Origin of the sequence: Paraburkholderia bryophila (assembly GCF_003269035.1) — a bacterium.
Taxonomy (GTDB): Bacteria; Pseudomonadota; Gammaproteobacteria; order Burkholderiales; family Burkholderiaceae; genus Paraburkholderia; species Paraburkholderia bryophila.
The window spans coordinates 375,484-399,721 of record NZ_QLTK01000001.1; the positions used below are offsets into that span (position 1 = coordinate 375,484).

Here is a 24,238-nt window from a genome sequence, read left to right on the forward strand (position 1 = left end):
GGGTCGGCCGCTGCCGATAGTTCGCAGCGGCGACGCCCGGAGTGCGATCGCGCCGCCCGATCAGAATGCCGTCCCGATCTGGAACTGGAATTTCTGATACTGGTCGCCAGTGTGCTTCACGAGCGGGAAGCCCAAGCTGAGCTTGAGCGGTCCGATCGGCGAAATCCACGCGAGACCGACACCGTAGCCGTAACGCAGACCATTCGCGCCAGTCGAATTGGCCGCAGCGCTCGCGTCGGCCCAGACGTTACCCGCATCGAGGAACGTGAAGACCCGCAGCGTGCGGTCGTAGCCCGTGCCCGGCAGCGGGAACGTCAACTCGATATTGCCGACCAGCAGCTTCGAGCCGCCGATCGGGTCGCCCGTGGTCTTGTCGCGCGGACCCAGCGAGCTCGGCTCGAAGCCCCGCACCGAACCGATACCGCCGGCGTAGTAGTTCTTGAAAATCGGGTATGGCTTGCCGCCCAGGCCGTTACCGTAACCGCCCTGGAAGTTGAAGCCCAGCACGAAGCCGCGCGCAAACGAATAATAGTACTGCGCGTTGATGTCGGCCTTGTAGTACTGGGTGCCACCGATCGGCGTGCCGTACTCGGCGTTGGCCTGCGTGAAGTAACCGCGGCTCGGTACGAGCGCGCTGTCACGCGCGTCGCGCGACCAGCCCACCGTGATCGGCACGTTGTTCGAGACGCGACCGAAGTCCTTCACGTACTGGATGTACGAAGCCGGCGTGTTCGCGTCGATGTCCAGCTGGTTCTGCTCGAGACCGGCACCGAAGTAGACCGTGTCCACTTCCGAGAACGGGATACCGAATTTCAGGTCGCCGCCCACGGTGACGATCTTGAAGCTCGAGTCCGTCGAGTAGTACAGCGGCTGGTACGTACGGTAGTAGACGTCGGTAATCCGCTTGATGCCGTCGACCGTGAAGTACGGGTCGACCTGCGTAACCGTCAGCGTACGGTAGGTCTTCGCGGTATTCACGTTCACCGAGAGGCTCGTGCCCGAACCGAACACGTTGTCTTGCGACACGCCTGCCGAGAGCACCACCTTGTCGGTCGACGAGAAACCCGCGCCCAGCGTGATCGCGCCAGTCGGCTTTTCGGCCACCTTGACGTCGACGTCGACCTGGTCGGGCGTGCCTTCGACCGGCACCGTGGTGACGTCCACGTCCGTGAAGTAGCCGAGACGGTTGATCCGGTCCTTCGACAGCGCGAGGCGGTTCGAGTCGAACCACGAGCTTTCGAGCTGGCGCATTTCGCGGCGCACCACTTCGTCGCGCGTGCGCGTGTTGCCGACCACGTTGATGCGGCGCACGTAGACGCGGCGACTCGGGTCTACTTGCAGCGTCAGGTCGACCTTGTGGTTGGCCTGGTCGATCTGCGGCTGCGCGTTGACGGTTGCGAACGCATAGCCGTATTCGCCGAGCTTGTCGACGATCGCCTTGGTGGTGGCTTGCAGCTTTTCAGCCGAGAAGCGGTCGCCCGGCTTGATCTTGATCAGCTTGGCCAGCTCCGGCTCGCGGTCGAGCAGGTTGCCGGCGAGCTTGATGCTCGAAATCGTGTACGGCTCGCCTTCGTGCAGCGTGACCGTCAGATACATGTCCTTCTTGTCCGGCGAGATCGACACCTGGGTGGAGTCGATGCTGAACTCGAGGTAACCGCGATTCAGATAATACGAGCGGACGTTTTCGAGGTCGCCGGTGAGCTTGTCTTTCGCGTACAGATCGTTCTTCGTGTACCACGAGAACCAGTTCGGCGTGGACAGCTGCATTTCGTCGCGCAGCGTACCGGTGCTGAACGCCTTGTTGCCGATGAAGTTGATCTGGCGGATCTTCGCGCTCGGACCTTCGGCCACCGAGAACAGCACCGCGACGCGGTTGCGGTCGATCGGGGTGATCGTGGTGGTCACTTCGGCCGCGTAGTAGCCGCGCGTCAGGTACTGACGCTTCAACTCCTGCTCGGCCTTGTCGACAAGCGCCTTGTCGTAGTAACGACCCTGCGACAAACCGACCGCGCGCAACGCCTTGGTCAGGTTGTCCTTGTCGAATTCATGGATGCCGGAGAAGTCGATCGTGCCGATGGCCGGACGCTCCAGCACCTGCACGATGACGACATTGCCTTCGGTCGCGATCTTGACGTCGTTGAAGAAGCCCGTGGCATACAGTGCGCGAATGGCTTCCGATGCCTTGTCGTCGCTGAAGGTGTCGCCCTGCTTGATCGGCAGGTAGGCGAACACGGTACCAGGTTCGACGCGTTGCAATCCCTCGATCCGGATGTCTTGCACCACGAAGGGCGTCGTTGCGTGAGCAACCAGCCCATGCGCGGCGAACGCCGCGGCTATAACCGTCTTTGGAACAAAGCGATGAGGTTTAAACAACGTGCTTCCCCAGTGTGTATAGCTGCATCAGGTCAGACGGTCGCCATCGTGAACGCCGCCGGACACTTTAAAAATGGATTAAGCGAGCCAGATCGTTGAACAGCGCGATCGCCGACAATGCGACGATGCAGGCGAGACCCGCCCTCTGAAAAACGAGTTGCCAGCGATCGGAGACAACTTTGCCGGTTACAGCTTCAACCAAATAATATAACAGATGACCCCCGTCCAATACCGGAATTGGTAACAGGTTCAGTACACCAAGGCTAATACTGACAAGGGCCAGGAACGACAGGAATGCAGAAGGACCTAGACGTGCGCTCTTTCCTGCGTAATCGGCGATCGTGACGGGGCCGGAAAGATTTTTCAGCGAAGCCTCGCCGACGATCATCCGGCCGAACATTCGCACCGAGTACACCGCGAGATCCCACGTACGACGCGCACCCAGTTGCAGGCTTTCGACGGGCCCATAGCGCACGTCGATGGACGGCACCTGAGTCGCCAGTTCCGCGCCGATGCGGCCGACCTGCTGGCCGGTGGCGTCGTCGCGCTGCGACTGCGGCACGAGGCTGATGTCTTCGAGCTTGCCCGCAGCCTGTCCCGCTGGACCCGCCTGGCCCGCTGGCGCGCCGCGCTCCACCTGCAGCGTGACCGGCTTGCCGGCGTGAGATTTTACATAAGCGATGAAGGCCGTGGCGTTATCGGTCGGAATACCGTCGACCGCGCGCAGGCGATCGCCCGCGGCAAGCCCTGCCTTTTGCGCGGCGCTGCCCGGCTGCACGCCCGCCACGGTCAGCTTGCCCCCGCCCGGCTCGAAGCCGAGGCGCGACATGAAATCGTCGTCGACGTCTTTCTCGGTGAGACCGCGCAGATCGAGCTGGAAATCGGACGTGCCGTGCGCGTCTTTCGCGCTCAGCACCACGCGCTGGTGATCGAACGCCGCACCGAGCAGCTTCCAGCGCAGATCGGACCACGAACGCACCCGCTCGGATTCGCCGGCATTTCCGGTGCGCACCGCGACGATGGTTTCGCCGCCGTCGAAGCCGGCCAAAGCGGCCGGCGTGTTCGGTGCGGGTGCCGCGACCACCGCCGCCGGCTCCGTCACGCCGGTGGCGAACACCAGCGCGAACAACACGATCGCCAGCAGGAAGTTAGCGATCGGGCCGGCCGCGACGATCGCGAAACGACGCCATACCGACTTCCGGTTGAACGCCTGCGGCAGCAGGTCGGCGGGAATCGGCGCGGCGCCGGTTTCGCGCTCGTCGAGCATCTTTACGTAGCCGCCGAGCGGCAACGCGGCAATGGTCCACTCGGTGCCCGTTTTCGGACTCACCCACTGGAACAGCGGCTTGCCGAAGCCGATCGAAAAGCGCAGCACCTTGACGCCGCACCAACGTGCCACGCTGTAATGCCCGTACTCGTGAACGACCACGAGTACGCCAATCGCGACCGCGAAGGCGAGCAGTTCGATCAGCAGGTTCATAGGCGCCTCACTGGACGGCGCGTTCCGTGCGACGGGCGTTGTCGGGCAAACGCGCGATGAATTCGGCGGCGGCGCGACGCGCGGCGGCATCCGCTTCGATCACGTCGTCGAGCGCATGGGCGCTGCCGTTGGGTAACGCGTTCAGCACCGAGTCGACCACCTGGGCAATCGCCATGAAACCGATCTGGCGCTGCAGAAAGGCTTCCACGGCGACTTCGTTCGCGGCGTTCAGCGCGGCGCTGGCCAGACCGCCCTCGGCGAGCGCCTTCATGGCAAGCGCGAGGCACGGAAAGCGCGCGTAATCCGGTTTTTCGAACGCCAGCGACGCGACCTGCAACAGGTCGAGTTGCGCCACGCCCGAATCGATACGATCGGGAAACGCCAGCGCGTGGGCGATCGGCGTACGCATATCCGGATTGCCGAGTTGCGCGAGTACCGAGCCGTCAGCGTACGAGACCATCGAATGAATCACGCTCTGCGGATGAATCAGCACTTCGATGCGCTCGCCCGGCAAGCCGAACAGCCAGTGGGCTTCGATCACCTCGAGGCCCTTGTTCATCATAGTGGCGGAGTCGACCGAGATCTTGCGGCCCATCACCCAGTTCGGATGCTTGCAGGCTTCGTCGGGCGTGACGTCGACGAGCGTGGCCGGTTCGCGGGTACGGAACGGGCCGCCCGACGCGGTCAGGATGATTTTGGACACGCCGCCGTGCTGCGCGGCTTCGCGCGGCAGACATTGGAAAATCGCGTTATGTTCGCTGTCCACCGGCAGCAGCACGGCGCCGTTATCACGCACGGCGTCCATGAAGATCGCGCCGGACATGACCAGCGCTTCCTTGTTGGCGAGCAGGATGCGTTTGCCGGCGCGCGCCGCGGCGAGCGTCGGCGCAAGGCCGGCCGCACCGACGATAGCCGCGACCACGGTGTCGCAAGCGTCGCTCTTCGACACGTCGACGAGCGCCTGCGGTCCATACGCGACCTCGGTCTTGCTGCCTGCCTCGCGCAGCTTCGCCGCGACCCGTGCGGCCGTCTCAACGTCGCCGACTACCGCGACCTGCGGCGCAAAGCGCAAGCATTGCTCGACGAGCTTGTCGCCGTTGCGATGCGCGGTAAGCGCGTAGATCGAAAAGCGCTCGGGATGACGCGCGACCACGTCGAGCGTGCTGTCTCCAATCGAGCCCGTGGAACCGAGCAATGTCAGACGTTTTTGCATATCTCTTTCTCTAGCCGAGCAGCAGCATGGCAAGCGGCAGCACCGGCAATAAGGCGTCGATGCGATCGAGCACGCCGCCGTGCCCCGGCAACAGGCCGCTTGAATCCTTGACGCCGGCCTGGCGTTTCATCATCGATTCGAACAGGTCGCCCACCACGCTGAATGCCACCAGCAAGGTCAGTGCGAGCAGCGTGCGCACGGCGCCCCATTGCGCCAGCAGCGAAGAATACAGGGTCGGCTCGAACGCATGCAAAAAGACCGCCGCCGCCGCGACGAGCATCACGACCAGCCAGCCGCCGATCGCGCCCTCCCAAGTCTTACCCGGGCTGATAGCAGGTGCCAGCTTGTGTTTGCCGAACGCTTTTCCAGAGAAGTATGCGCCGATATCGGCCAGCCACACCAGGAGCAGCAGCGACAGCACGAACGGCACGCCCTGCATGCGTGCAGCGACGAGAGCATGCCAGCACGCGACGAATACCACAATGCCGGCAAGAAACAGAAAGTTACGCCACACGCCTTGGGCGAGCGTGGGTTTGCGCAGCAGCACGAACGGACCGGCGACCACCCAGAAGATCGCCGCCGCCTTGAAGAGCGAACGGGCCTGTTCGACGCCCGTGCCGAGTCGCGTGCTGGCGACCAACGCCATCGCAGCGACCAGCGCGTAAACGATCGGACCGGCGCCGCCCAGCTTCAGCAGGCGCGCCCACTCCCACGCGGCGAACACGACGACGAAAGCGATCAGCGCGCCGAACGCGCCCACCGGCGCGAACAACGTGACCGGCAGGAACACCGCCAGCAGGATGATCGCCGTGATGACACGGGTTTTTAGCATGGAAGCGAATCGACGTTTTGCGATTGCGGCTCGAGTTGAGCACTGGTGCGCCCGAAACGGCGCTCGCGCTCCGCGTACGAAGCGATGGCGTGGCCGAGCGCGTCGGCGTCGAAATCCGGCCAGAACGTGTCGGTGAAGTAGAACTCGGTGTACGCGAGCTGCCACAGCAGGAAATTGCTGACGCGGCGCTCGCCGCCGGTGCGGATGAAGAGATCCGGTTCCGGCGCGTAAGCCATGGACAGGTGCTCGGCGAACGAATCTTCGTTGACCTCGACCGCCTTGCCCGCCAGCGCCGATTGCTCGGCGAGCTTGCGGGTGGCCTGCATGATGTCCCAGCGGCCGCCGTAATTGGCGGCAATCGTCAATGTCAGACGGGTGTTGCGCGCGGTCTTGCTTTCCGCGCGCTTGATCAGGTCGCGGATGCGCGTATCGAAGCGGGACAGATCGCCGACCACCCGCAAACGGATGCCGTTCGCGTGCAGCTTGCCGATTTCCCGCTCCAGCGCGGTGACGAACAGACGCATCAGGAACGACACTTCGTCGTTCGGGCGACGCCAGTTTTCCGAGCTGAACGCGAACAGCGTCAGATATTCGACGCCCTGACGCGCGCAGGCCTCGACGGCCGCGCGCACGGCGTCGACGCCGCGCGTATGGCCCGCCACGCGCGGCAGACGCCGCTGGGTGGCCCAACGGCCGTTGCCGTCCATGATGATCGCGATATGTCGCGGCACCGCGGCGACATCAGGCACGCGCACGGTTGAGCTGGTATAGGTCATGGCCGTCGGGACAATAACTGCAAATAAAGAAGTGGAAACCGTGAAAGTGCTGAGCCCGAAGGCTTACACCGTCATGATCTCGGCTTCTTTCGTCACGACGATCTTGTCGATTTCGGTGACGAACCTGTCCGTCAGCTTCTGAACGTCGTCACCCGCGCGACGCTCGTCGTCTTCCGAAATTTCCTTGTCTTTCACGAGCTTCTTCAATTGCTCGTTGGCGTCGCGGCGCAGATTGCGCACGGCAACCTTGGCCGTTTCCGCTTCGCTCTTGACCACCTTGGTCAGTTCGCGGCGGCGTTCTTCGGTCAGCGCGGGCATCGGTACGCGGATCACGTCGCCCTGGGTGGCCGGGTTCAGACCGAGGTCCGACTCACGAATCGCTTTTTCGACGACCTGCACCATCTTCTTTTCCCACGGCTGCACGCCGATCGTGCGCGCGTCGATCAGCGTCAGGTTCGCGACCTGCGAGATCGGCACCGGCGAACCATAGTAATCGCACTGGATATGATCGAGCAGGCCCGTGTGAGCACGGCCCGTGCGAATCTTCGACAGGTCGTTCTTGAACGCGTCGATGGAGCGCTGCATTTTTTGTTCAGCGCCCTTCCTGATATCAGCCACAGACATTTTTAAACCTCCGAACCTTCAAAACGGTGCGAGCCGGCCGGCGCGCGCGAGGCGGCGACCTGGGCTCGCGTTAAAGCCCACGTTATGTGAACGAGAGTTTACACGTGGACGAGGGTGCCCTCGTCCTCGCCTTGAACGATGCGCTTGAGCGCGCCCGGCTTGACGATCGAAAACACCCGGATCGGCAGCTTCTGGTCGCGGCACAGCGCGAACGCGGTCGCATCCATCACCTGCAGATTGCGGCCGATGGCTTCGTCGAAGCTGATCGTGGTGTAACGGGTCGCGCTTGGGTCTTTCTTGGGGTCGGCCGAATAGACGCCGTCCACCTTGGTGGCTTTCAGCACGACTTCCGCACCGACTTCCGCGCCGCGCAGCGCAGCGGCGGTGTCGGTCGTGAAGAACGGATTGCCGGTGCCCGCCGCAAAAATCACGACCCGGCCTTCCTCGAGCTGGCGAATCGCGCGGGGGCGGATATACGGCTCGACCACCTGATCCATGCGCAGCGCGGATTGCACGCGCGCCTCGATGCCGGCATGACGCATAGCGTCCTGCAGTGCCAGCGCGTTCATCATGGTGGCCAGCATACCCATGTAGTCGGCCGTGGCGCGGTCCATACCGGCCGCGCCGCCCGCGACGCCGCGGAAAATATTGCCACCGCCGATCACCACGGCCATCTGCGTTCCGAGACGGACCACTTCGGCCACGTCCGCCACCATTCTTTCGATGGTCGCGCGGTTGATGCCGAAGGCATCGTCGCCCATCAGGGCTTCACCGGAGAGTTTGAGCAGGACGCGTTTATAGGCAGTGGGCATAGGGGTATCCAGATCGCGCAGAACAGGGCAACAACAAGGGACTAATGTAGGGGTGAAATGCTGATTCGGGCAAGCACCGCCAAATTGACGAACCCTGGGGTCCGCCAGCGGCGGCTGCGTGACGAGGGTCAACCCGCACGCAGCCTTGCGGCGCTGCCGACCGCGGCAAAGTCTTGCTCCGCCGCGGGTCCAACGGTACTAACTGAGACTTAAGACACGCTTATTGTTGCTTTGCAGCAGCGACCTGAGCAGCCACTTCAGCAGCGAAGTCGTCCTGCTTTTTCTCGATGCCTTCGCCGACCACGAACAGCGCAAACTTCTGCACGCTCGAGTTGCCAGCCTTCAGCATCTGTTCGATCGTCTGCTTGTCGTTCTTAACGAACGTCTGGTTCAGCAGCGACACTTCCTTCAGGTACTTCTGCACGCTGCCGTCGACCATCTTGGCGACGATTTCAGCCGGCTTGCCCGATTCGGCGGCCTTCTGTTCAGCAATGCTGCGTTCCTTGGCGATCAGGTCGGCCGGCACGTCGTCCGACGACAGCGACACCGGCTTCATTGCAGCGATGTGCATCGCCACGTCCTTGCCGATCTGTTCGTCCGCGCCGGTGTACTCGACCAGCACGCCGATACGCGTGCCGTGCAGATACGCGGCCAGCTTGTTCGCCGTGTCGAAGCGCACGAAGCGGCGGATCGACAGGTTTTCGCCGATCTTGCCGACCAGCGCCAGACGCACCGCGTCGACCGTGGAGCCTTCCAGCGGCAGCGCGCCCAGCGCGGCGACGTCAGCCGGGTTTTGCGTAGCGATCAGTTCCGCGACCGTCTTCGAGAAAGCCAGGAAGTCGTCGTTCTTCGAAACGAAGTCGGTTTCGCAGTTCAGTTCAACCAGCGAACCCGCATTGCCGCCGATGAACGAAGCGACCACGCCTTCAGCCGTCACGCGCGACGCAGCCTTGCTGGCCTTGTTGCCCAGCTTCACACGCAGCAGCTCTTCAGCGCGCGCCATGTCGCCGTCGGCTTCCGTCAGCGCTTTCTTGCACTCCATCATCGGCGCGTCGGTCTTTGCGCGCAGTTCTGCAACCATGCTTGCGGTAATTGCCGCCATCATTTGCTCCTTGAGTTCCGTCTGTCACACGCCGCCCGGACTTCGATACCGGCGGCAAGAATTCGTTTCAGCGTTTCACGTACTTTTTTACGCAACCACACTTCGGCATTGCTCGGGCGCCGTTTCCAGCGCCCTATTACGTCTGTCGCGACTTAAAAAAAGGGGGCCTGTAGAAAGCCCCCTTTTTTGCCGGACACGGGGAAGCTTTACGCTTCCGCGTTGACCTCGACGAACTCGTCGCCGTCGTCGCCGCGTGCAGCCTGCACCACTTCGTTGACCGAATTCGCACGGCCTTCGAGGATCGCGTCAGCCACGCCAGCCGTGTACAGAGCGACAGCCTTCGAAGCGTCGTCGTTACCCGGGATCACGTAGTCGATGCCTTCCGGCGAGTGGTTCGTGTCGACCACGGCGATAACCGGAATGCCGAGCTTGTTAGCTTCGGTCACGGCAATCTTGTGGTAGCCGACGTCGACCACGAAGATCGCGTCCGGAATGCCGCCCATGTCCTTCACACCGCCGATCGACTTGACCAGCTTGGCCATTTCGCGCTCGAACAACAGAGCTTCCTTCTTGCTCATGCGTTCGGTTTCACCGGCTTCCAGCGCTGCTTCCATGTCTTTCAGGCGCTTGATCGAAACCTTCAGCGTCTTGAAGTTGGTCAGCATGCCGCCGAGCCAGCGTGCGTTGACGAACGGCATACCTGCGCGTTGCGCTTCTTCAGCGATCGTGTCGCGCGATTGACGCTTCGTGCCGACGAACAGGATCGTGCCGCGATTGGCTGCCAGTTGACGCGCGTACTTCAGCGCGTCGTTGTACATCGGCAGCGTCTTTTCGAGGTTGATGATGTGAATCTTGTTGCGATGACCGAAAATGAAGGGAGCCATCTTCGGGTTCCAGAAGCGCGTTTGGTGACCGAAGTGGACACCGGCTTCCAGCATTTGACGCATGGTAACTGCCATGAAAATCTCCGCGAGGGTTGGGTCTTAAGCCGGCTGCCGTATCGGCCGCGCCCGCCTTCAGTTTGGCGTAACGCGACGGACACCCTGGGTGCGCCGGCTTGCGAGTCTGCTGCCTTACACTGCCCCACCCCACGACGCAGGCAACGCGCACCGTGGGAAGCTGCTCCCGCCGTCTTTTTGACCATTTCAGCCTCATTCAGACTGATACCGGACAATAAAACCAAGGCAGAGAGCGACTTAGCCAAAGATTATAGCACGCGACTATTGCATGACTCAACCCGCACGGTAGCTCCTTCCGGCCGCCGCCGGGTTGCACCTGCGGATGCGCACTGGGCCTCACCCGACGCGAGGCCGGCGGACTGGCGGCGCGCCAGGCCCGCAAAACCCTGCGGCAGCCGGGATATGGTGCGATAATCTCAGAATAAATCGCAATTCAGGCCCGACTCATGGCTATTACGCTCAAAAACGAACACGATATCGCGCAAATGCGCGTCGCCTGCAAACTGGCTAGCGAAGTGCTCGACTACATCACGCCGTTCGTTGCCGCCGGCATCACGACCGGCGAACTCGACCGCCTCTGCCACGAATACATGCTGAAGGAACAGGGCACCGTGCCCGCGCCGCTGAATTATCAGCCGCCCGGCTACCCGCCCTACCCAAAGGCAACCTGCATTTCCGTCAACGACGTGATCTGCCATGGCATTCCCGGCGAAAAAACGCTGAAGAACGGCGACGCGCTGAATATCGACGTCACCGTCATCAAGGAAGGCTATTTCGGCGACACCAGCCGCATGTTCATCGTCGGCGAAGGCTCGATCATGGCTAAACGGCTGGTTCAGACCACCTTCGAATGCATGTGGCTCGGCATCGACCAGGTGCGCCCCGGCGCGCATCTCGGCGACATCGGCCATGCCATTCAGAAGCACGCCGAAGCCCAGGGCTACAGCGTGGTGCGCGAATATTGCGGCCATGGCATCGGCACGGTGTTCCACGAAGATCCGCAGATTCTGCATTACGGCCGTCCGGGCACCGGGCTCGAGTTGCAGGCCGGCATGATCTTCACGATCGAGCCGATGATCAACGCCGGCCGCCGCGACATCCGCACCATGCCCGACCAGTGGACCGTGAAAACCAAAGACCGCAGCCTGTCGGCGCAGTGGGAACACACCGTGCTCGTGACGGAATCCGGCTACGACGTGCTGACCGTTTCCGCCGGCACGCCGGCGCGGCCGCCGGTCGTCGCGGCCACGGCCTGACCGACCTCCCGCCCACCGTCCGCGTACCCGCCTGCCAATGAGTAGTGTTCCCGCCGTCGCCCGATCCCATGCCACGTCGCTCAAGGCGGACTACAAGGTGGCCAAAGCCCAGTTGCTGGAACGCTTCAAGACGGCCACCAACGTCGACGCGTTGATGGCCGCGCTGGCGCGCGCCACCGACAACTCGTTGCGCGCCGCCTGGGACACCTGCGAACTGCCGCCCGAGCTGGCTTTATTGGCGGTCGGCGGTTATGGGCGCGGCGAACTGGCGCCGCATTCGGATATCGACATTCTGGTGCTGCTGCCGGACGCGCCGATCGCGCATCTCGAAGCGCGTATCGAGCGCTTTATCAGCCTTGCGTGGGATCTGGGGCTGGAGCTCGGCAGCAGCGTGCGCAGCGTGTCGCAGTGCCTCGAAGAGGCCGCCAACGACGTCACCGTGCGCACCTCGCTGCTCGAAGCGCGGCGCATTACGGGCAGCGCGCCGCTGTTCGACGATTTCGCAAAGCGTTATCGCGACGCGCTCGATCCAAAGGCTTTCTTTCAGGCAAAAGTGCTGGAAATGCGCCAGCGCCACGCCAAGTTCCAGGACACACCGTACGCGCTCGAACCCAACATCAAGGAAAGTCCGGGCGGCCTGCGCGATCTTCAGCTGATTCTGTGGATCACCCAGGCGGCCGGTTTCGGCAGCAGTTGGCGCGAACTCGAGGCGCGTGGCCTGATCACCGAACGCGAAGCGCGCGAACTGCGGCGCAACGAGGGCTTTCTAAAGGCGCTGCGGGCGCGCCTGCACGTGGTCGCCGGACGTCGGCAGGACATTCTGGTGTTCGATCTGCAAACGCCGGTGGCCGAGAGTTTCGGCTACCAGCCGACCGCCACCAAGCGCGCCAGCGAACAACTGATGCGGCGCTATTACTGGTCCGCCAAGGCCGTCACGCAGCTTGCCACGATCCTGATCCAGAACATCGAGGCCCAGCTTTTCCCGGACACGAGCGGGATCACGCGGGTGCTGACGGACCTGTTCGTCGAAAAGCAGGGCATGCTGGAAATCGCCAGCGACGACGTGTTCGAGCGCGAACCGAACGCGATCCTCGAAGCGTTCCTGCTGTACGAACTGACGCCGGGCGTCAAAGGCCTGTCGGCGCGCACGCTGCGGGCAATCTACAACGCCCGCGACATCATGGATCAGCACTGGCGGCGCGATCCGGAAAACCGCCGGCTTTTCATGGAAATCCTGAAGCAGCCGGCCGGCATCACGCACGCGTTGCGCCTGATGAACCAGACCAGCGTGCTGGGCCGGTACCTGCTGAACTTCCGGCGCATCGTCGGGCAGATGCAGCACGACCTGTATCACGTCTACACGGTCGATCAGCACATTCTGATGGTGCTACGCAATCTGCGGCGCTTCGCGGTCGCCGAGCACGCGCACGAATATCCGTTCTGCAGCCAGTTGATCGCGAATTTCGACCGGCCGTGGGTGTTGTACGTGGCGGCGCTGTTTCACGACATCGCCAAGGGCCGCGGCGGCGATCACTCCACGCTCGGCATGGCCGACGCGCGCCGCTTCTGCCGCAGCCACGGTATCGAGGGCGACGACGGCGAACTGGTGGTCTGGCTGGTGCAGCAGCATCTGACCATGAGCCAGGTCGCGCAGAAGCAGGACACCAGCGACCCGGAAGTGGTCAAGCGCTTCGCCGAACTGGTGGGCACCGAGCGCCGCCTCACCGCGCTCTATCTGCTGACGGTGGCCGATATTCGCGGCACCAGCCCGAAGGTCTGGAATACGTGGAAAGGCAAGCTGCTCGAGGATCTGTACCGCGCCACGCTGGCCGTACTCGGCGGCGCGCGGCCGGACGCGCATTCGGAACTGAAGTCGCGCCAGGAAGAGGCGCTGGCGCTGCTGCGCCTCGAAACCGTGCCGGACGGCGCGCAAAAGGCGTTGTGGGACAAGCTCGACATCGGCTATTTCCTGCGTCACGACGCAGCCGATATCGCGTGGCAAACCCGCGTCCTGTCGCGTCATGTGGAAACGGCCACGCCGATCGTGCGGGCACGTCCGTCGCCGATCGGCGAGGCGTTGCAGGTGCTGGTGTACGTGAAGGATCAGCCCGATCTGTTCGCCGGAATTTGCGCGTATTTCGACCGCAACGGCCTGTCGGTGCTGGATGCGCGGGTCGGCACGACCCGTCACGGCTATGCGCTCGATAATTTCCTCGTCGCGCATACCGAAGAAGACGTGCATTATCGCGATATTGCCAATCTGGTCGAACAGGAACTGACCGCCCGTCTCACCGGCGACGGCACCCTGCTCCCCGGACCGTCGAAAGGCCGTTTGTCGCGGCTTTCGCGGACCTTCCCTGTGACGCCGCGCGTCGACCTTCGGGCCGACGAGCGCGGCCAATATTACATCCTGTCCGTGTCGGCCAACGACCGGCCAGGCCTTCTTTATTCGATCGCGCGCGTGCTGGCCGAGCATCGGGTCGGCGTCGCTTCGGCGCGGATCAATACGCTCGGCGAACGCGTCGAAGACGTGTTCCTGCTGGATGGACACGGCCTGTCGGACAACCGCCTGCAAATTCAGGTCGAGACCGAGCTGCTGCGCGCGATTGCAGTGTGAGATTTCATGCGACTCAAATTAACAGCCAAGCACCCGCGGCCGGCTTCGTCCGAACGCGCCCCTGTCCGTACCGGCAGCACGTCGGGGCGTAAGCCGACACGTCCGGCCGGACCGAAACCGTCGACGGCGGGTTTCAGCGGGGCGCACGGGGAAGGCAGCGGCGCGCCGAAGGGCGCCGGCACGCGGCCGCCCGGAGGCAAACCGGCGGGCGCAGGTGCGCGGGCGCCGCGCGCTGAAGGGTCGTTTTCTCGCGAGCGGGACGCGGGTGGCGCGGGCCGTTCGTCGTCGGATCGGCCGCCGCGGCGCGAAGGCGCGGGGGACCGTGGTGAACGGGCGCCGCGTAAGTTTGAGGGTGGTGGTGATCGCGGTCCGCGTAGCGACAGCGCACCGCGTAAGTTTGAAGGCGGTAGCGATCGTGGCGAACGCGCACCGCGCAGCTTCGGCGACCGCCCCCCGCGTCGTGACGACGGCGAACGTCGTCCATTCAGCGGCGCACGGCCGGGCGCAGGCCGTCCGTCTGAAGGCGGCGCACGTGGCGACCGTCCGGTTCGCAACGATCGCGAAGGCGGTGATCGTCCGCGCTTCGGTGGCGAACGCGCACCGCGCAGCTTCGGCGACCGTCCCCCGCGTCGTGACGACGGCGAACGTCGTCCGTTCAGCGGCGCACGTGGTGACCGTCCGGTTCGCAACGATCGCGACGGTGGTGATCGTCCGCGCTTCGGTGGCGAACGCGCACCGCGCGGCGACAGCGCACCGCGTAAGTTTGAAGGCGCCGGTAATCGAGGCGAACGCGGCTCATCCGACCGTAGCGAAAGCGCACCGCGCAGCTTCGGTGACCGCCCCCCGCGTCGTGACGACGGCGAACGTCGTCCGTTCAGCGGCGCACGTGGTGACCGTCCGGTTCGCAACGATCGCGAAGGCGGTGACCGTCCCCGCTTCGGTGGCGAACGCGCAACGCGCGGCGACAGCGCACCGCGTCGTTTCGAAGGCGCCGGTGATCGTGGCGAACGCGCACCGCGCAGCTTCGGTGACCGCCCCCCGCGTCGTGACGACGGCGAACGTCGTCCATTCAGCGGTGCACGGCCGGGCACAGGCCGTCCGTCTGAAGGCGGCGCACGTGGCGACCGTCCGGTTCGCAGCGATCGCGAAGGCGGTGATCGTCCCCGCTTCGGTGGCGAACGCGCACCGCGCAGCGACAGCGCACCGCGTCGTTTCGAAGGCGCCGGTGACCGTGGTGAACGTTCATTCACGAAACGCGAATTCGGCGACCGCCCGGCTCGAACCGGTGAACGCACCGAGCGTACCGAGCGCACTGAACGCAGCGACCGCCCTGCCCGCAGCTTCGACAAAACCCTTCCGGCCGCTGGCCGCCGCTTCGGCGACGACCGTCCCGCGCGCGCCGACAAGCCGCGCGGCCCGGCACCCGCAGCACGCGTCGAACACAATGACGCCGATGCCGCGCCGCGCACCCCGCGTCGCGATTACGAAGACGCGCCGGGCACGCTGCGCCTGTCGAAGCTGATGTCCGAGCTTGGCCTGTGCTCGCGCCGCGAAGCCGACGAATGGATCGAAAAGGGCTGGGTGCTGGTAGATGGCGAGCGAATCGACACGCTCGGCACCAAGGTGCGTCCGGACCAGCGTATCGAGATCGATCCCGCCGCCGAAGCCGCGCAGGCGAGCCAGGTGACGGTGCTGATCCACAAGCCGGTGGGTCTCGTGTCGGGCCAGGCGGAAGACGGCTATCAGCCGGCCATCACGCTGGTCACGCCGGAAAATCGCTGGGCGGACGATCAGTCCGATATCCGCTTCTCGGTCTCGCATCTGCGTCAGTTGGCGCCGGCCGGCCGTCTGGACATCGATTCGACCGGCTTGCTGGTGCTGACGCAGGACGGCCGCGTCGCCAAGCAGTTGATCGGCGGCCATTCGGAGATCGACAAGGAGTATCTGGTGCGCGTAGCGTACGGCGAGCATACCGTCGACGTCGAAAGTCACTTCCCGCCGGAAAGTCTCGAGCTGCTGTGTCACGGCCTGTCGCTCGACGACCAGCCGCTCAAGCCCGCCCAGGTGAACTGGCAAAACGGCGAGCAGTTGCGTTTCGTGCTGCGCGAAGGCAAGAAGCGCCAGATCCGCCGTATGTGCGAGTTGGTCGGCCTTGAAGTGATCGGCCTGAAGCGCGTGCGGATGGGGCGTGTGGTGCTGGGTGCGCTGCCGCCGGGCCAATGGCGTTATCTGGCGGCGGACGAATCGTTCTGATGCGCGGCGATGGTTGTTCGATGCGGTCCGATTGAGCAACCATCAAGCCCTGGCTGCTCACGCGGCCTCAGACTCACCAAATAAAAAACCCACGCCAATGCGTGGGTTTTTTATTTTCGGCAACCAATCGAACCACCCAGTCGCCCTCAATCGTCGCTATTCGGATCCATATCCGGAAACAGTACTTCCGTGAAGCCGAACTTGGCGAAATCGTTGATCCGCATCGGATACAGCTTGCCGATCAGGTGATCGCATTCATGCTGCACGACCCGCGCATGAAACCCCTCGGCGACGCGATCGATCGGTTTGCCGAACTGATCGAAGCCGTGATACTTGATCATCGAAAAGCGGCTCACCGCGCCGCGCAGGCCCGGCACCGACAGGCAGCCTTCCCAGCCCTCTTCCATGTCGAGCGAGACCGGTGTGATGGTCGGGTTGATCAGCACCGTTTCAGGCACGGGCGGCGCGTCCGGATAGCGCTCGTTGTGACCGAAGCCGAAGATCACCACCTGCAGATTGACGCCGATCTGCGGCGCGGCCAAACCCGCGCCGTTGGCATGGTGCATGGTCTCGAACATGTCTTTCACGAGTTCATGCAATTCGGGCGTATCGAAGTGATCGACCGGATCGGCAATCTGCAACAGACGCGGATCGCCCATCTTGAGAATTTCGCGAATCATAACGGCCCCTCCAGGAGCTTACGCAATCCATCTTCGTCGAGTACGGGAATGCCGAGTTCCTCGGCCTTCGCCAACTTGCTGCCCGCTTCGGCACCCGCTACCACATAGTCGGTTTTCTTCGACACCGAACCGGCCACTTTCGCACCGGCCGCTTCGAGCATTTCCTTCGCCTCTTCGCGCGCCAGGCTCGGCAAGGTACCCGTCAACACGACCGTCTTGCCGGCCAGCACGCCTTGCGGTGCTTTCGGCGCGGGCGGCCCTTCCGGCCACGTCACCTTGCCCGGCGCGCGCAACTGCTCGATCACCGTGCGGTTGTGCTCTTCGGCGAAAAACTGGTGCAGCGACTCGGCGACCACCGGGCCCACGTCGTTGACTTCCAGTAAAGCTTCGACCGACGCATCCATGATTGGATCCAGCGAACCGAAATGCTTCGCCAGATCTTTCGCCGTGGATTCGCCGACGTGGCGAATCCCGAGCGCGTAGATGAACCGCGCCAACGTGGTGTGCCGCGCCTTGTCGAGCGAGTCGAGCAGGTTCTGCGCGGACTTGTCGGCAAAGCGGTCAAGCTCGGCGAGCGTCGCGAAGCCGAGGTTGAACAGATCGGCCGGCGTGCGCACCAGATTTAGCTCGACCAGTTGATCGATGATCTTTTCGCCGAGACCGTCGATATCCAGCGCGCGACGCTGCGCGAAGTGCCACAGCGCCTGCTTGCGCTGCGCCGGACAGAACAGCCCGCCGGTACAGCGCGCGATCGCCTCGTCCGGCAGCCGCTCGATAGTCGAGCCGCAGACGGGGCACTGCGTCGGCATCACGAATTCGCGCGCGTTCTCCGGGCGACGCTCGAGCAGCGCGCTCACCACTTCGGGAATCACGTCGCCAGCGCGCCGCACGATCACCGTGTCGCCGATCCGGATATCTTTGCGCCGCACTTCGTCTTCGTTATGCAGGGTGGCGTTCGTGACCGTCGCGCCGCCGACGAACACCGGCTCCAGCCGCGCCACCGGCGTAATCGCGCCAGTGCGGCCAACCTGGACGTCGATCGCGACGAGCTGGGTCAGCGCTTCCTGCGCGGGAAATTTGTGCGCCAACGCAAAACGCGGCGCACGCGACACGTAACCGAGCGCGTCCTGCTCGTCGCGCCGGTTGACTTTATAGACCACGCCGTCGATATCGTACGGCAGCGTGTCGCGCTTCTCGCCGACCGCGTGGAAGAAGCCGAGCAAGCCTTGCGCGCCCTGCACCACCGCTCGCTCGCCGTTCACCGGCAAACCGAGTTCCTTGTACCAGTCGAGCAGTTCGCTATGCGTGGCCGGCATCTCGATACCGTCGAGCACGCCGATGCCATACGCGAAAAACGACAGCGGCCGCTGCGCGGTCATCTTCGAATCGAGCTGCCGCAAACTGCCCGCCGCGGCATTGCGCGGATTGGCAAATTCTTTCTGCTCCGCAGCGCGCTGACGTTCGTTCAGACGCTCGAAATCGCGCTTGAACATCAGCACTTCGCCGCGCACGTCGAGCACGCGCGGCACGCGTTTGCCCTTGAGCTTGAGCGGAATGGAGCGGATCGTGCGAACGTTTTCGGTGACGTTCTCGCCGGTCGCGCCGTCGCCGCGCGTGGAGGCTTGCACGAACACGCCGTCTACATAGCGCAGCGAGATCGCGAGGCCGTCGAATTTCAGCTCGGCCGCGTAGTCGACCGGCACCGGCGGCTCGCTTGCGTTCTTGCCAAGCGAATCGCCGACGCGTTTGTCGAACGCGACGATGTCTTCATCCGCAAAACCATTGTTCAGCGACAGCATGGGCTGGTCGTGCACGACCGGCTCGAAGCCGCTGGCCGCCTCGCCGCCCACGCGCTGGGTGGGCGAATCCGGCACGATCAGATCCGGATGCTCCGTCTCGATGCGCTCCAGCTCCTTGAAGAGCTTGTCGTACTCGGCGTCCGGCAGGTCCGGCTGATCGAGCACGTAATACGCGTAATTGGCGCGTTCGAGTTCCGCGCGCAACCACGCGGCCCGTTCTGCGGGCGCGCTGTCTGGCGTGCTGTCTGCTGGATTGGAAGCGGGGGTTCGGGCCATACCGTCGGAAGATTTTTCAGTGAAATTCAGACATTGGATTATCGCAGGAAGCGTGCCCCTTTACATCGGCCGAATGACGGTTTCGGGGATCGCTGCAGTGTTCTCGTGGCGCAACGATTGTGCTCGCCGACATGGCGTAAGGCGCGTCGTAAAGCGACCGCCTGAAACGACAACGGCCGCACATCGTGCGGCCGTTGCGAACATCGGCGAAACAACGCGGCTTACTGGCTGAACAGCCGCCGCGTGGCCGGCGAACCAGCCGGAATGCCCGCCTGTTCGAGTTTCGCGTAGAGCGTCATCAACTGCTTTTCGATGGCCAGCAGCGCGGTTTCCGGCAACGGCCGGCGACCGTCGTCGACCACCCGTCCACCGATCCGCTCGGCCAACGATTTCGCGTAGTCGCACATCAGCCGGAACGGCAGGATGTCTTCGTCGGCGACCGGCACGTCGAGCACCAGTGTGATCATCTGGCCGCCCTTGTAGGTCAGGTCGTCGCGCAGGAAGTTGGTGTCGCCGAATTGCAGCATGAACACCGGGCTCTGCTTCGCGTCGAGCTTGACGAAGCGCGTGCCGTCGCGCGACAGCAGCAGACCGTCTTGCGATGCGACCGCCTGCACGTAATTGGCCGACCACGGCGCGCCGTCCGACAGCACGTTGATCGACAACTGCGCGTCGCACTGCGCGGCGAAGCCGTCGAGTTCGCGCGCCATCGCCACCGTTTCGAGCATGTCGGGAAATTCCGGCGACGCATCCAGCGCGTCGGCGAATTGCTGCACGCCGGTCACGAACTCCGAGAACTCCAGTTCGTTGAGCGCGCCGCTGCGATTGGCCAGTTGCGCCGCCGCGCGCAGTTCTTCATAGCGCGCGCCGTTTTGCAGCAACTCCCACGCGCCGCCTTCGAGCTTGCCTTCGATATGCACCGGCTTGCTGCCGGCGCGGCGCAGCCGCTGCGCGAGCGGAATCACCTTGTCGCCGGCCACCGGGCCATTCAGCCGAATCGGCACGATACAGTCGATGCGGCGATCGACGATAGCCGGCGGCGCCGACGAAATCGTCGTGGCGGCAGGCAGAATCGGTTCGTTCGGTTCGTCGGCATGGCGAGCCGCGTTCGCCATGCCGGCGGCCTCGCCGCCTTCGGCTTGCGCCACGCCTTCCGCTTCCGGATAGCCGTTCTGCGTGGTCGTCTCGGCCTGAATATCGGCCGGCGTATCGAGCGGCGCGGCGATCGCGCCCGCCGTCACGCCTGCAGCCGCGCCAAAGGTCGGCTCGACCCGCGCCGCGCCCGTTTCCGCCACCCCGTCAGAACCGACTACCGGCTCGCGCCGCGTGGTCGGGCGGGCCGGTTCGATGAACGGACTCTGCTCTGCCTGCTCGTCCCGCGCGAACGTTTCGGCGGTCTCGGCCGGCATCGGTCGCGGCATCTTGCGGCGCACCTTCGCACCCTGCCACGCGTTGTATACGACCACGCCCCCGACTACTACGGCGCCCGCGCCGATCAAACCGAGTGTCAACTCGTCCATGCATGCTCCATCAGCAACTCTTTTATGTGCGCGGCCGTTACGCCCCGTTCACCTGTCGCGCGGCCACTGGCCGCTGCGCTGAACGCGGACGCCCGCGATGCTCAACTCAACCGAAAACCTAAACGATATTCTGGGCGAAACCGGCAGCCGATTCCATGTCGACGGCCACGATTCGCGACACGCCCTGTTCCTGCATGGTCACGCCGATCAACTGCTGGGCCATTTCCATCGCGATCTTGTTGTGCGAAATAAACAGGAATTGGGTCTTGTCCGACATTGCCCGCACGAGGTTCGCGAAACGTTCCGTGTTGGCGTCGTCGAGCGGCGCATCCACTTCGTCGAGCAGACAGAACGGCGCCGGATTCAACTGGAACATCGCGAACACCAGCGCCGTGGCGGTCAGTGCTTTCTCACCGCCCGACAGCAGGTGAATCGTCGAATTCTTCTTGCCCGGCGGTTGCGCCATCACCTGCACGCCGGCGTCGAGAATTTCGTCGCCGGTCATGATCAGCTTCGCCTGGCCGCCGCCGAACAGACGCGGGAACAGTTCGCCGAAGTGATGATTCACCTGGTCGAAGGTGCCTTGCAACAGCGTGCGCGTTTCCGCGTCGATCTTGCGGATGGCGTCTTCGAGCGTTTCGATCGCGCTGTTCAGGTCGGCCGATTGCGCGTCGAGGAAACTCTTGCGCTCGGTCGCCGCCTTCAGTTCGTCCAGCGCGGCCATGTTGACCGGACCCAGCGCCGCGATCGCGTTGTTGATGCGTGTCACTTCGCCTTGCAGGTACGACGGCTTCATGTCCGGCGTGAGCTTGGCCTGCAACTCGGCTTCATCGACCCCGGCCGCGGCCAGTTGTTCGATGAACTGTTCGCCGTTCAGGCGCGCCGCCTGTTCCTTCAACTGCAATTCGTTGATGCGGTCGCGCAGCGGCTGCAACGCGCGCTCGGTCGTGAGACGGGTTTCGTCCGCGGCGCGCAGTTTGGCGGTCAGATCGTCGAGTTCGAGGCGCGCGGCATGCAGCGCTTCTTCCTTGACCGCGCGAATGTCGAGCGCGTCCTGCAGACCGGTGTGCGCGGTCTGCTCGTTGATCGTTTCGAGCTCGCCACGTGCGTCTTCCAGCGAACCCGCCACGCGCTCGCTCTGCTCGTGCGCGACCTGGATGCTGCGCTTCAATTCCTCGATGCGGTTCGCCATGTTGCGCGCGGCGAAACGCGCGTCGGTGGCGCCACGATCGAGATCGCGCGCCTGACCGCGCGCGGCGGTGAGCTGTTCGTCGAGCGCTTCGAACGCCAGTTGATGATCTTCGAAACGCGCCTGCAATTCGGCGAGCTCGCCGTCGTGACGCTCGAAGTTCGCTTCCGATTCCGCGCGCATGGCGCGCTGCTCTTCGATCTGCGCGGTGATCTCCGCGAGTTCTTCGCGGATCTGCGTGCTGCGCTGCGTGTAACGTTCGTGCGCCTGGGTGAGCTTGAGCACGTCCATCTGCAACGCGTGCACGCGCTGCGTGGCGCGCTCGGCCTGCTGGCGCACGTCGGTCAGCGCTTGCGCGGCTTGCGTGTGAGCGGCTTCGGCGCGGATCGCGGCAGCCTTCGCCTCGTCGGCGAGCAACGCCTGCGCGCGCACCTGGCGGCCGAGATTTTCGATTTCCTGCTGACGCGCCAGCATGCCGGCCTGTTCGGAGTCGGCGGCATACAACTGCACGCCGACGCGCGTCACCACGTGACCCGCCTTGACGACGAACGAACCGCCTTCCGGCAATTGCGAGCGCATCGCCAAAGCCTGCTGCAGATCGTCGGCGACGAACGCGAGGCCCAGCCAGTCGTTCAACACCGCGCGGATGCCGGCGTCGTCGATCCGCACGAGTGACAACAATGGCCGCAACGCGGCCGGCGCGGCGACCGGCTGACCGGCCGCAGGCGGTGCGTAAAACGCAAGCTTGGCGGGCGGCGCGTCGGTCGCGAAGGCCTTGACCCAGTCGAGGTTCGACACTTCGAGCGCGGCGAGCCGCTCGCGCAGCACGGATTCCAACGCGGCTTCCCAGCCGGCTTCGACGTGCAGCTTCTTCCACAGACGCGGCAGGCCGCCCAGTTCGTGCTTTTCGAGCCACGGCTGGATCTTGCCTTCGGTCTGGACGTTTTCCTGCAGTTGCCTGAGCGCGGCGAGGCGCGCGTCGAGCTGATGAATCTGCGCGCTTTCCGACTGCACGCGCTCCTGCGCGGCGCGCCGTTCGCCGTCGAGGCGCGGCAGCGTTTCCTGCGCGTCCGCCAGACGCGCCTGCGCGTCGTGCAGGACTTCTTCGTGCTCGGCGAGCTCCATGCGCAGGTCTTCGAGCTGGGCTTCGTCGGGGGCGTCGAGACCGCCCGATTCTGTTTTCAGCCGCTCGTGACGCTGCTGCAGTTGCTGCAATTGCTGGTCGGCATTGCGCTGATGCGCGGCTTCGAGCTTGAGTGCCTGTTCGGTCTGCGCAATGCCGCCGCGCTCGGCGTTCAGTTCGGTTTGAGCGTCGCGCCAGCGCGCTTCGAGCGCGGGCATCGCGTCGTGCTTGGCGGCGGCTTCGTCTTCGGCGAGCGCGGCCTTTTCCTCGGCGACGGCCAGTTGCTCTTCGGCGTCTTCGAGATCGTCTTGCGCTTTTTGCGCCTGCGACTGCCACTGCTCACGCTGCGCGGTCAGCGCGGCGATCTGTGCCTGCACGCGATTGCGCGATTCGACGATGAACTTGATCTCGGCTTCGAGCCGGCTGACTTCCGCGTTCGCCTCGTAGAGCGCGCCTTGCGCACCCTGCATGGCGTCGTTCGCCGAATAATGCGCGACGCGCAGCGTTTCGAGCTGCGCTTCGACTTCGCGCAGCTTCGCGGTTTGCGCTTCGAGGTCGATCTGCGCCTGTTCGATCGCGCGCTGCTGACGTTCCTGCTCGCCGCCCGCTTCGTTTTTGCGCAACAGCCACAAGAGACGCTGCTTCTCTTCGCCGTCGGTTTGCAGGTCTTTGTATCGGGTCGCGACGATCGCCTGCGCTTCCAGCTTCTCGAGATTCGCGCCGAGCTCACGGACGATATCCTCGACCCGCGTCAGATTCTCGCGCGTGTCGTGCAGGCGGTTCTCGGTTTCGCGGCGGCGTTCCTTGTACTTGGACACGCCCGCGGCTTCCTCGAGGAACACGCGCAGCTCTTCGGGCTTGGCCTCGATCAGGCGCGCGATCATGCCCTGCCCGATGATCGCGTACGCACGCGGCCCGAGGCCGGTGCCGAGGAAGATGTCCTGAATGTCGCGGCGACGCGCCGGCAGATTGTTGATGTAGTAGCTCGATGTGCCGTCGCGCGTGAGCACGCGCTTCACGGCGATTTCGGCATACTGGCCCCACTGCCCGGCGGCGCGGCCGTCGGCGTTGTCGAACACGAGTTCGACGCTGGCGCGGCTACCCGGCTTGCGCGCGGTCGAGCCATTGAAGATCACGTCCTGCATCGACTCGCCGCGCAGCTCGGAAGCGCGCGATTCGCCGAGCACCCAGCGCACGGCGTCGATGATGTTGGACTTGCCGCATCCATTCGGTCCGACCACGCCGACTAGCTGGCCCGGAACCTGGAAATGCGTGGGATCGACGAATGACTTGAAGCCAGCGAGTTTGATCGAGGTCAGACGCACGGCGATTTCGCTGTTTGAAAAGGGAAAAA

General features: G+C 64.1%; 16 protein-coding genes. 3 read left to right on the top strand and 13 right to left on the bottom strand.

What is annotated here, in order from left to right; all coding sequences use genetic code 11:
- Nucleotides 1-60: 60 nt before the first annotated feature.
- From bamA to rpsB, 9 genes are all read right to left on the bottom strand, one after another.
- Nucleotides 61-2,373: an outer membrane protein assembly factor BamA gene (bamA, locus tag BX591_RS01665; RefSeq protein WP_111929005.1), complete on the bottom strand. Its 2,313-nt coding sequence runs from the start codon at nucleotides 2,371-2,373 to the stop codon at nucleotides 61-63.
- 67 nt (nucleotides 2,374-2,440) lie between these two features.
- Nucleotides 2,441-3,853, bottom strand: a complete 1,413-nt coding sequence (rseP, locus tag BX591_RS01670) for an RIP metalloprotease RseP (RefSeq protein WP_111929006.1) — start codon at nucleotides 3,851-3,853, stop codon at nucleotides 2,441-2,443.
- Nucleotides 3,854-3,860: 7 nt separating this feature from the next.
- The gene (locus tag BX591_RS01675) at nucleotides 3,861-5,066 is read right to left on the bottom strand and encodes a 1-deoxy-D-xylulose-5-phosphate reductoisomerase (protein ID WP_111929007.1); all 1,206 of its coding nucleotides are present in this window, start codon (nucleotides 5,064-5,066) and stop codon (nucleotides 3,861-3,863) included.
- Nucleotides 5,067-5,076: 10 nt separating this feature from the next.
- Entirely contained in the window at nucleotides 5,077-5,898 is an 822-nt protein-coding gene (locus BX591_RS01680) for a phosphatidate cytidylyltransferase (RefSeq protein ID WP_111929008.1), read from the bottom strand.
- Nucleotides 5,892-6,674 carry a polyprenyl diphosphate synthase gene (gene uppS / locus BX591_RS01685; RefSeq protein WP_035546192.1) on the bottom strand — a complete coding sequence of 261 codons (783 nt, stop codon included), beginning with the start codon at nucleotides 6,672-6,674 and terminating at the stop codon, nucleotides 5,892-5,894. The genes BX591_RS01680 and uppS overlap by 7 nt, the downstream gene beginning before the upstream one ends.
- A gap of 63 nt (nucleotides 6,675-6,737) precedes the next feature.
- Complete coding sequence (gene frr / locus BX591_RS01690) at nucleotides 6,738-7,298, bottom strand: ribosome recycling factor (RefSeq protein WP_111929009.1); 561 nt, start codon at nucleotides 7,296-7,298, stop codon at nucleotides 6,738-6,740.
- A 98-nt stretch (nucleotides 7,299-7,396) separates the two neighbouring features.
- Nucleotides 7,397-8,110, bottom strand: coding sequence for a UMP kinase (gene pyrH, locus BX591_RS01695; protein ID WP_111929010.1), 714 nt, complete (start codon nucleotides 8,108-8,110; stop codon nucleotides 7,397-7,399).
- A 220-nt stretch (nucleotides 8,111-8,330) separates the two neighbouring features.
- Nucleotides 8,331-9,212: a translation elongation factor Ts gene (gene tsf / locus BX591_RS01700; protein ID WP_105507221.1), complete on the bottom strand. Its 882-nt coding sequence runs from the start codon at nucleotides 9,210-9,212 to the stop codon at nucleotides 8,331-8,333.
- 206 nt (nucleotides 9,213-9,418) lie between these two features.
- Entirely contained in the window at nucleotides 9,419-10,171 is a 753-nt protein-coding gene (gene rpsB, locus BX591_RS01705; RefSeq protein ID WP_111929011.1) for a 30S ribosomal protein S2, read from the bottom strand.
- Nucleotides 10,172-10,617: 446 nt separating this feature from the next.
- On the opposite strand from rpsB, the gene map reads away from it, so the two are divergent.
- From map to BX591_RS37285, 3 genes are read left to right on the top strand one after another with little or no spacing between them, the layout of a single operon-like run.
- Complete coding sequence (gene map, locus BX591_RS01710; protein WP_111929012.1) at nucleotides 10,618-11,427, top strand: type I methionyl aminopeptidase; 810 nt, start codon at nucleotides 10,618-10,620, stop codon at nucleotides 11,425-11,427.
- Nucleotides 11,428-11,464: 37 nt separating this feature from the next.
- On the top strand, nucleotides 11,465-14,044 hold the full coding sequence (locus BX591_RS01715; protein ID WP_111929013.1) for a [protein-PII] uridylyltransferase: 2,580 nt from the start codon (nucleotides 11,465-11,467) through the stop codon (nucleotides 14,042-14,044).
- Between the two features lie 6 nt (nucleotides 14,045-14,050).
- Nucleotides 14,051-16,297, top strand: a complete 2,247-nt coding sequence (locus tag BX591_RS37285) for a pseudouridine synthase (RefSeq protein ID WP_111929014.1) — start codon at nucleotides 14,051-14,053, stop codon at nucleotides 16,295-16,297.
- A gap of 146 nt (nucleotides 16,298-16,443) precedes the next feature.
- On the opposite strand, the gene def is transcribed toward BX591_RS37285, so the two are convergent.
- The 4 genes from def to smc all read right to left on the bottom strand — a co-directional run bounded on the left by def (nucleotide 16,444) and on the right by smc (nucleotide 24,209).
- Complete coding sequence (gene def / locus BX591_RS01725) at nucleotides 16,444-16,977, bottom strand: peptide deformylase (protein WP_111929015.1); 534 nt, start codon at nucleotides 16,975-16,977, stop codon at nucleotides 16,444-16,446.
- Entirely contained in the window at nucleotides 16,974-19,052 is a 2,079-nt protein-coding gene (ligA, locus tag BX591_RS01730; RefSeq protein WP_111929016.1) for an NAD-dependent DNA ligase LigA, read from the bottom strand. The genes def and ligA overlap by 4 nt, the downstream gene beginning before the upstream one ends.
- A 221-nt stretch (nucleotides 19,053-19,273) precedes the next feature.
- Entirely contained in the window at nucleotides 19,274-20,572 is a 1,299-nt protein-coding gene (locus tag BX591_RS01735) for a cell division protein ZipA C-terminal FtsZ-binding domain-containing protein (RefSeq protein ID WP_111929017.1), read from the bottom strand.
- A gap of 118 nt (nucleotides 20,573-20,690) precedes the next feature.
- Nucleotides 20,691-24,209, bottom strand: a complete 3,519-nt coding sequence (smc, locus tag BX591_RS01740; RefSeq protein ID WP_111929018.1) for a chromosome segregation protein SMC — start codon at nucleotides 24,207-24,209, stop codon at nucleotides 20,691-20,693.
- Nucleotides 24,210-24,238: the final 29 nt, after the last annotated feature.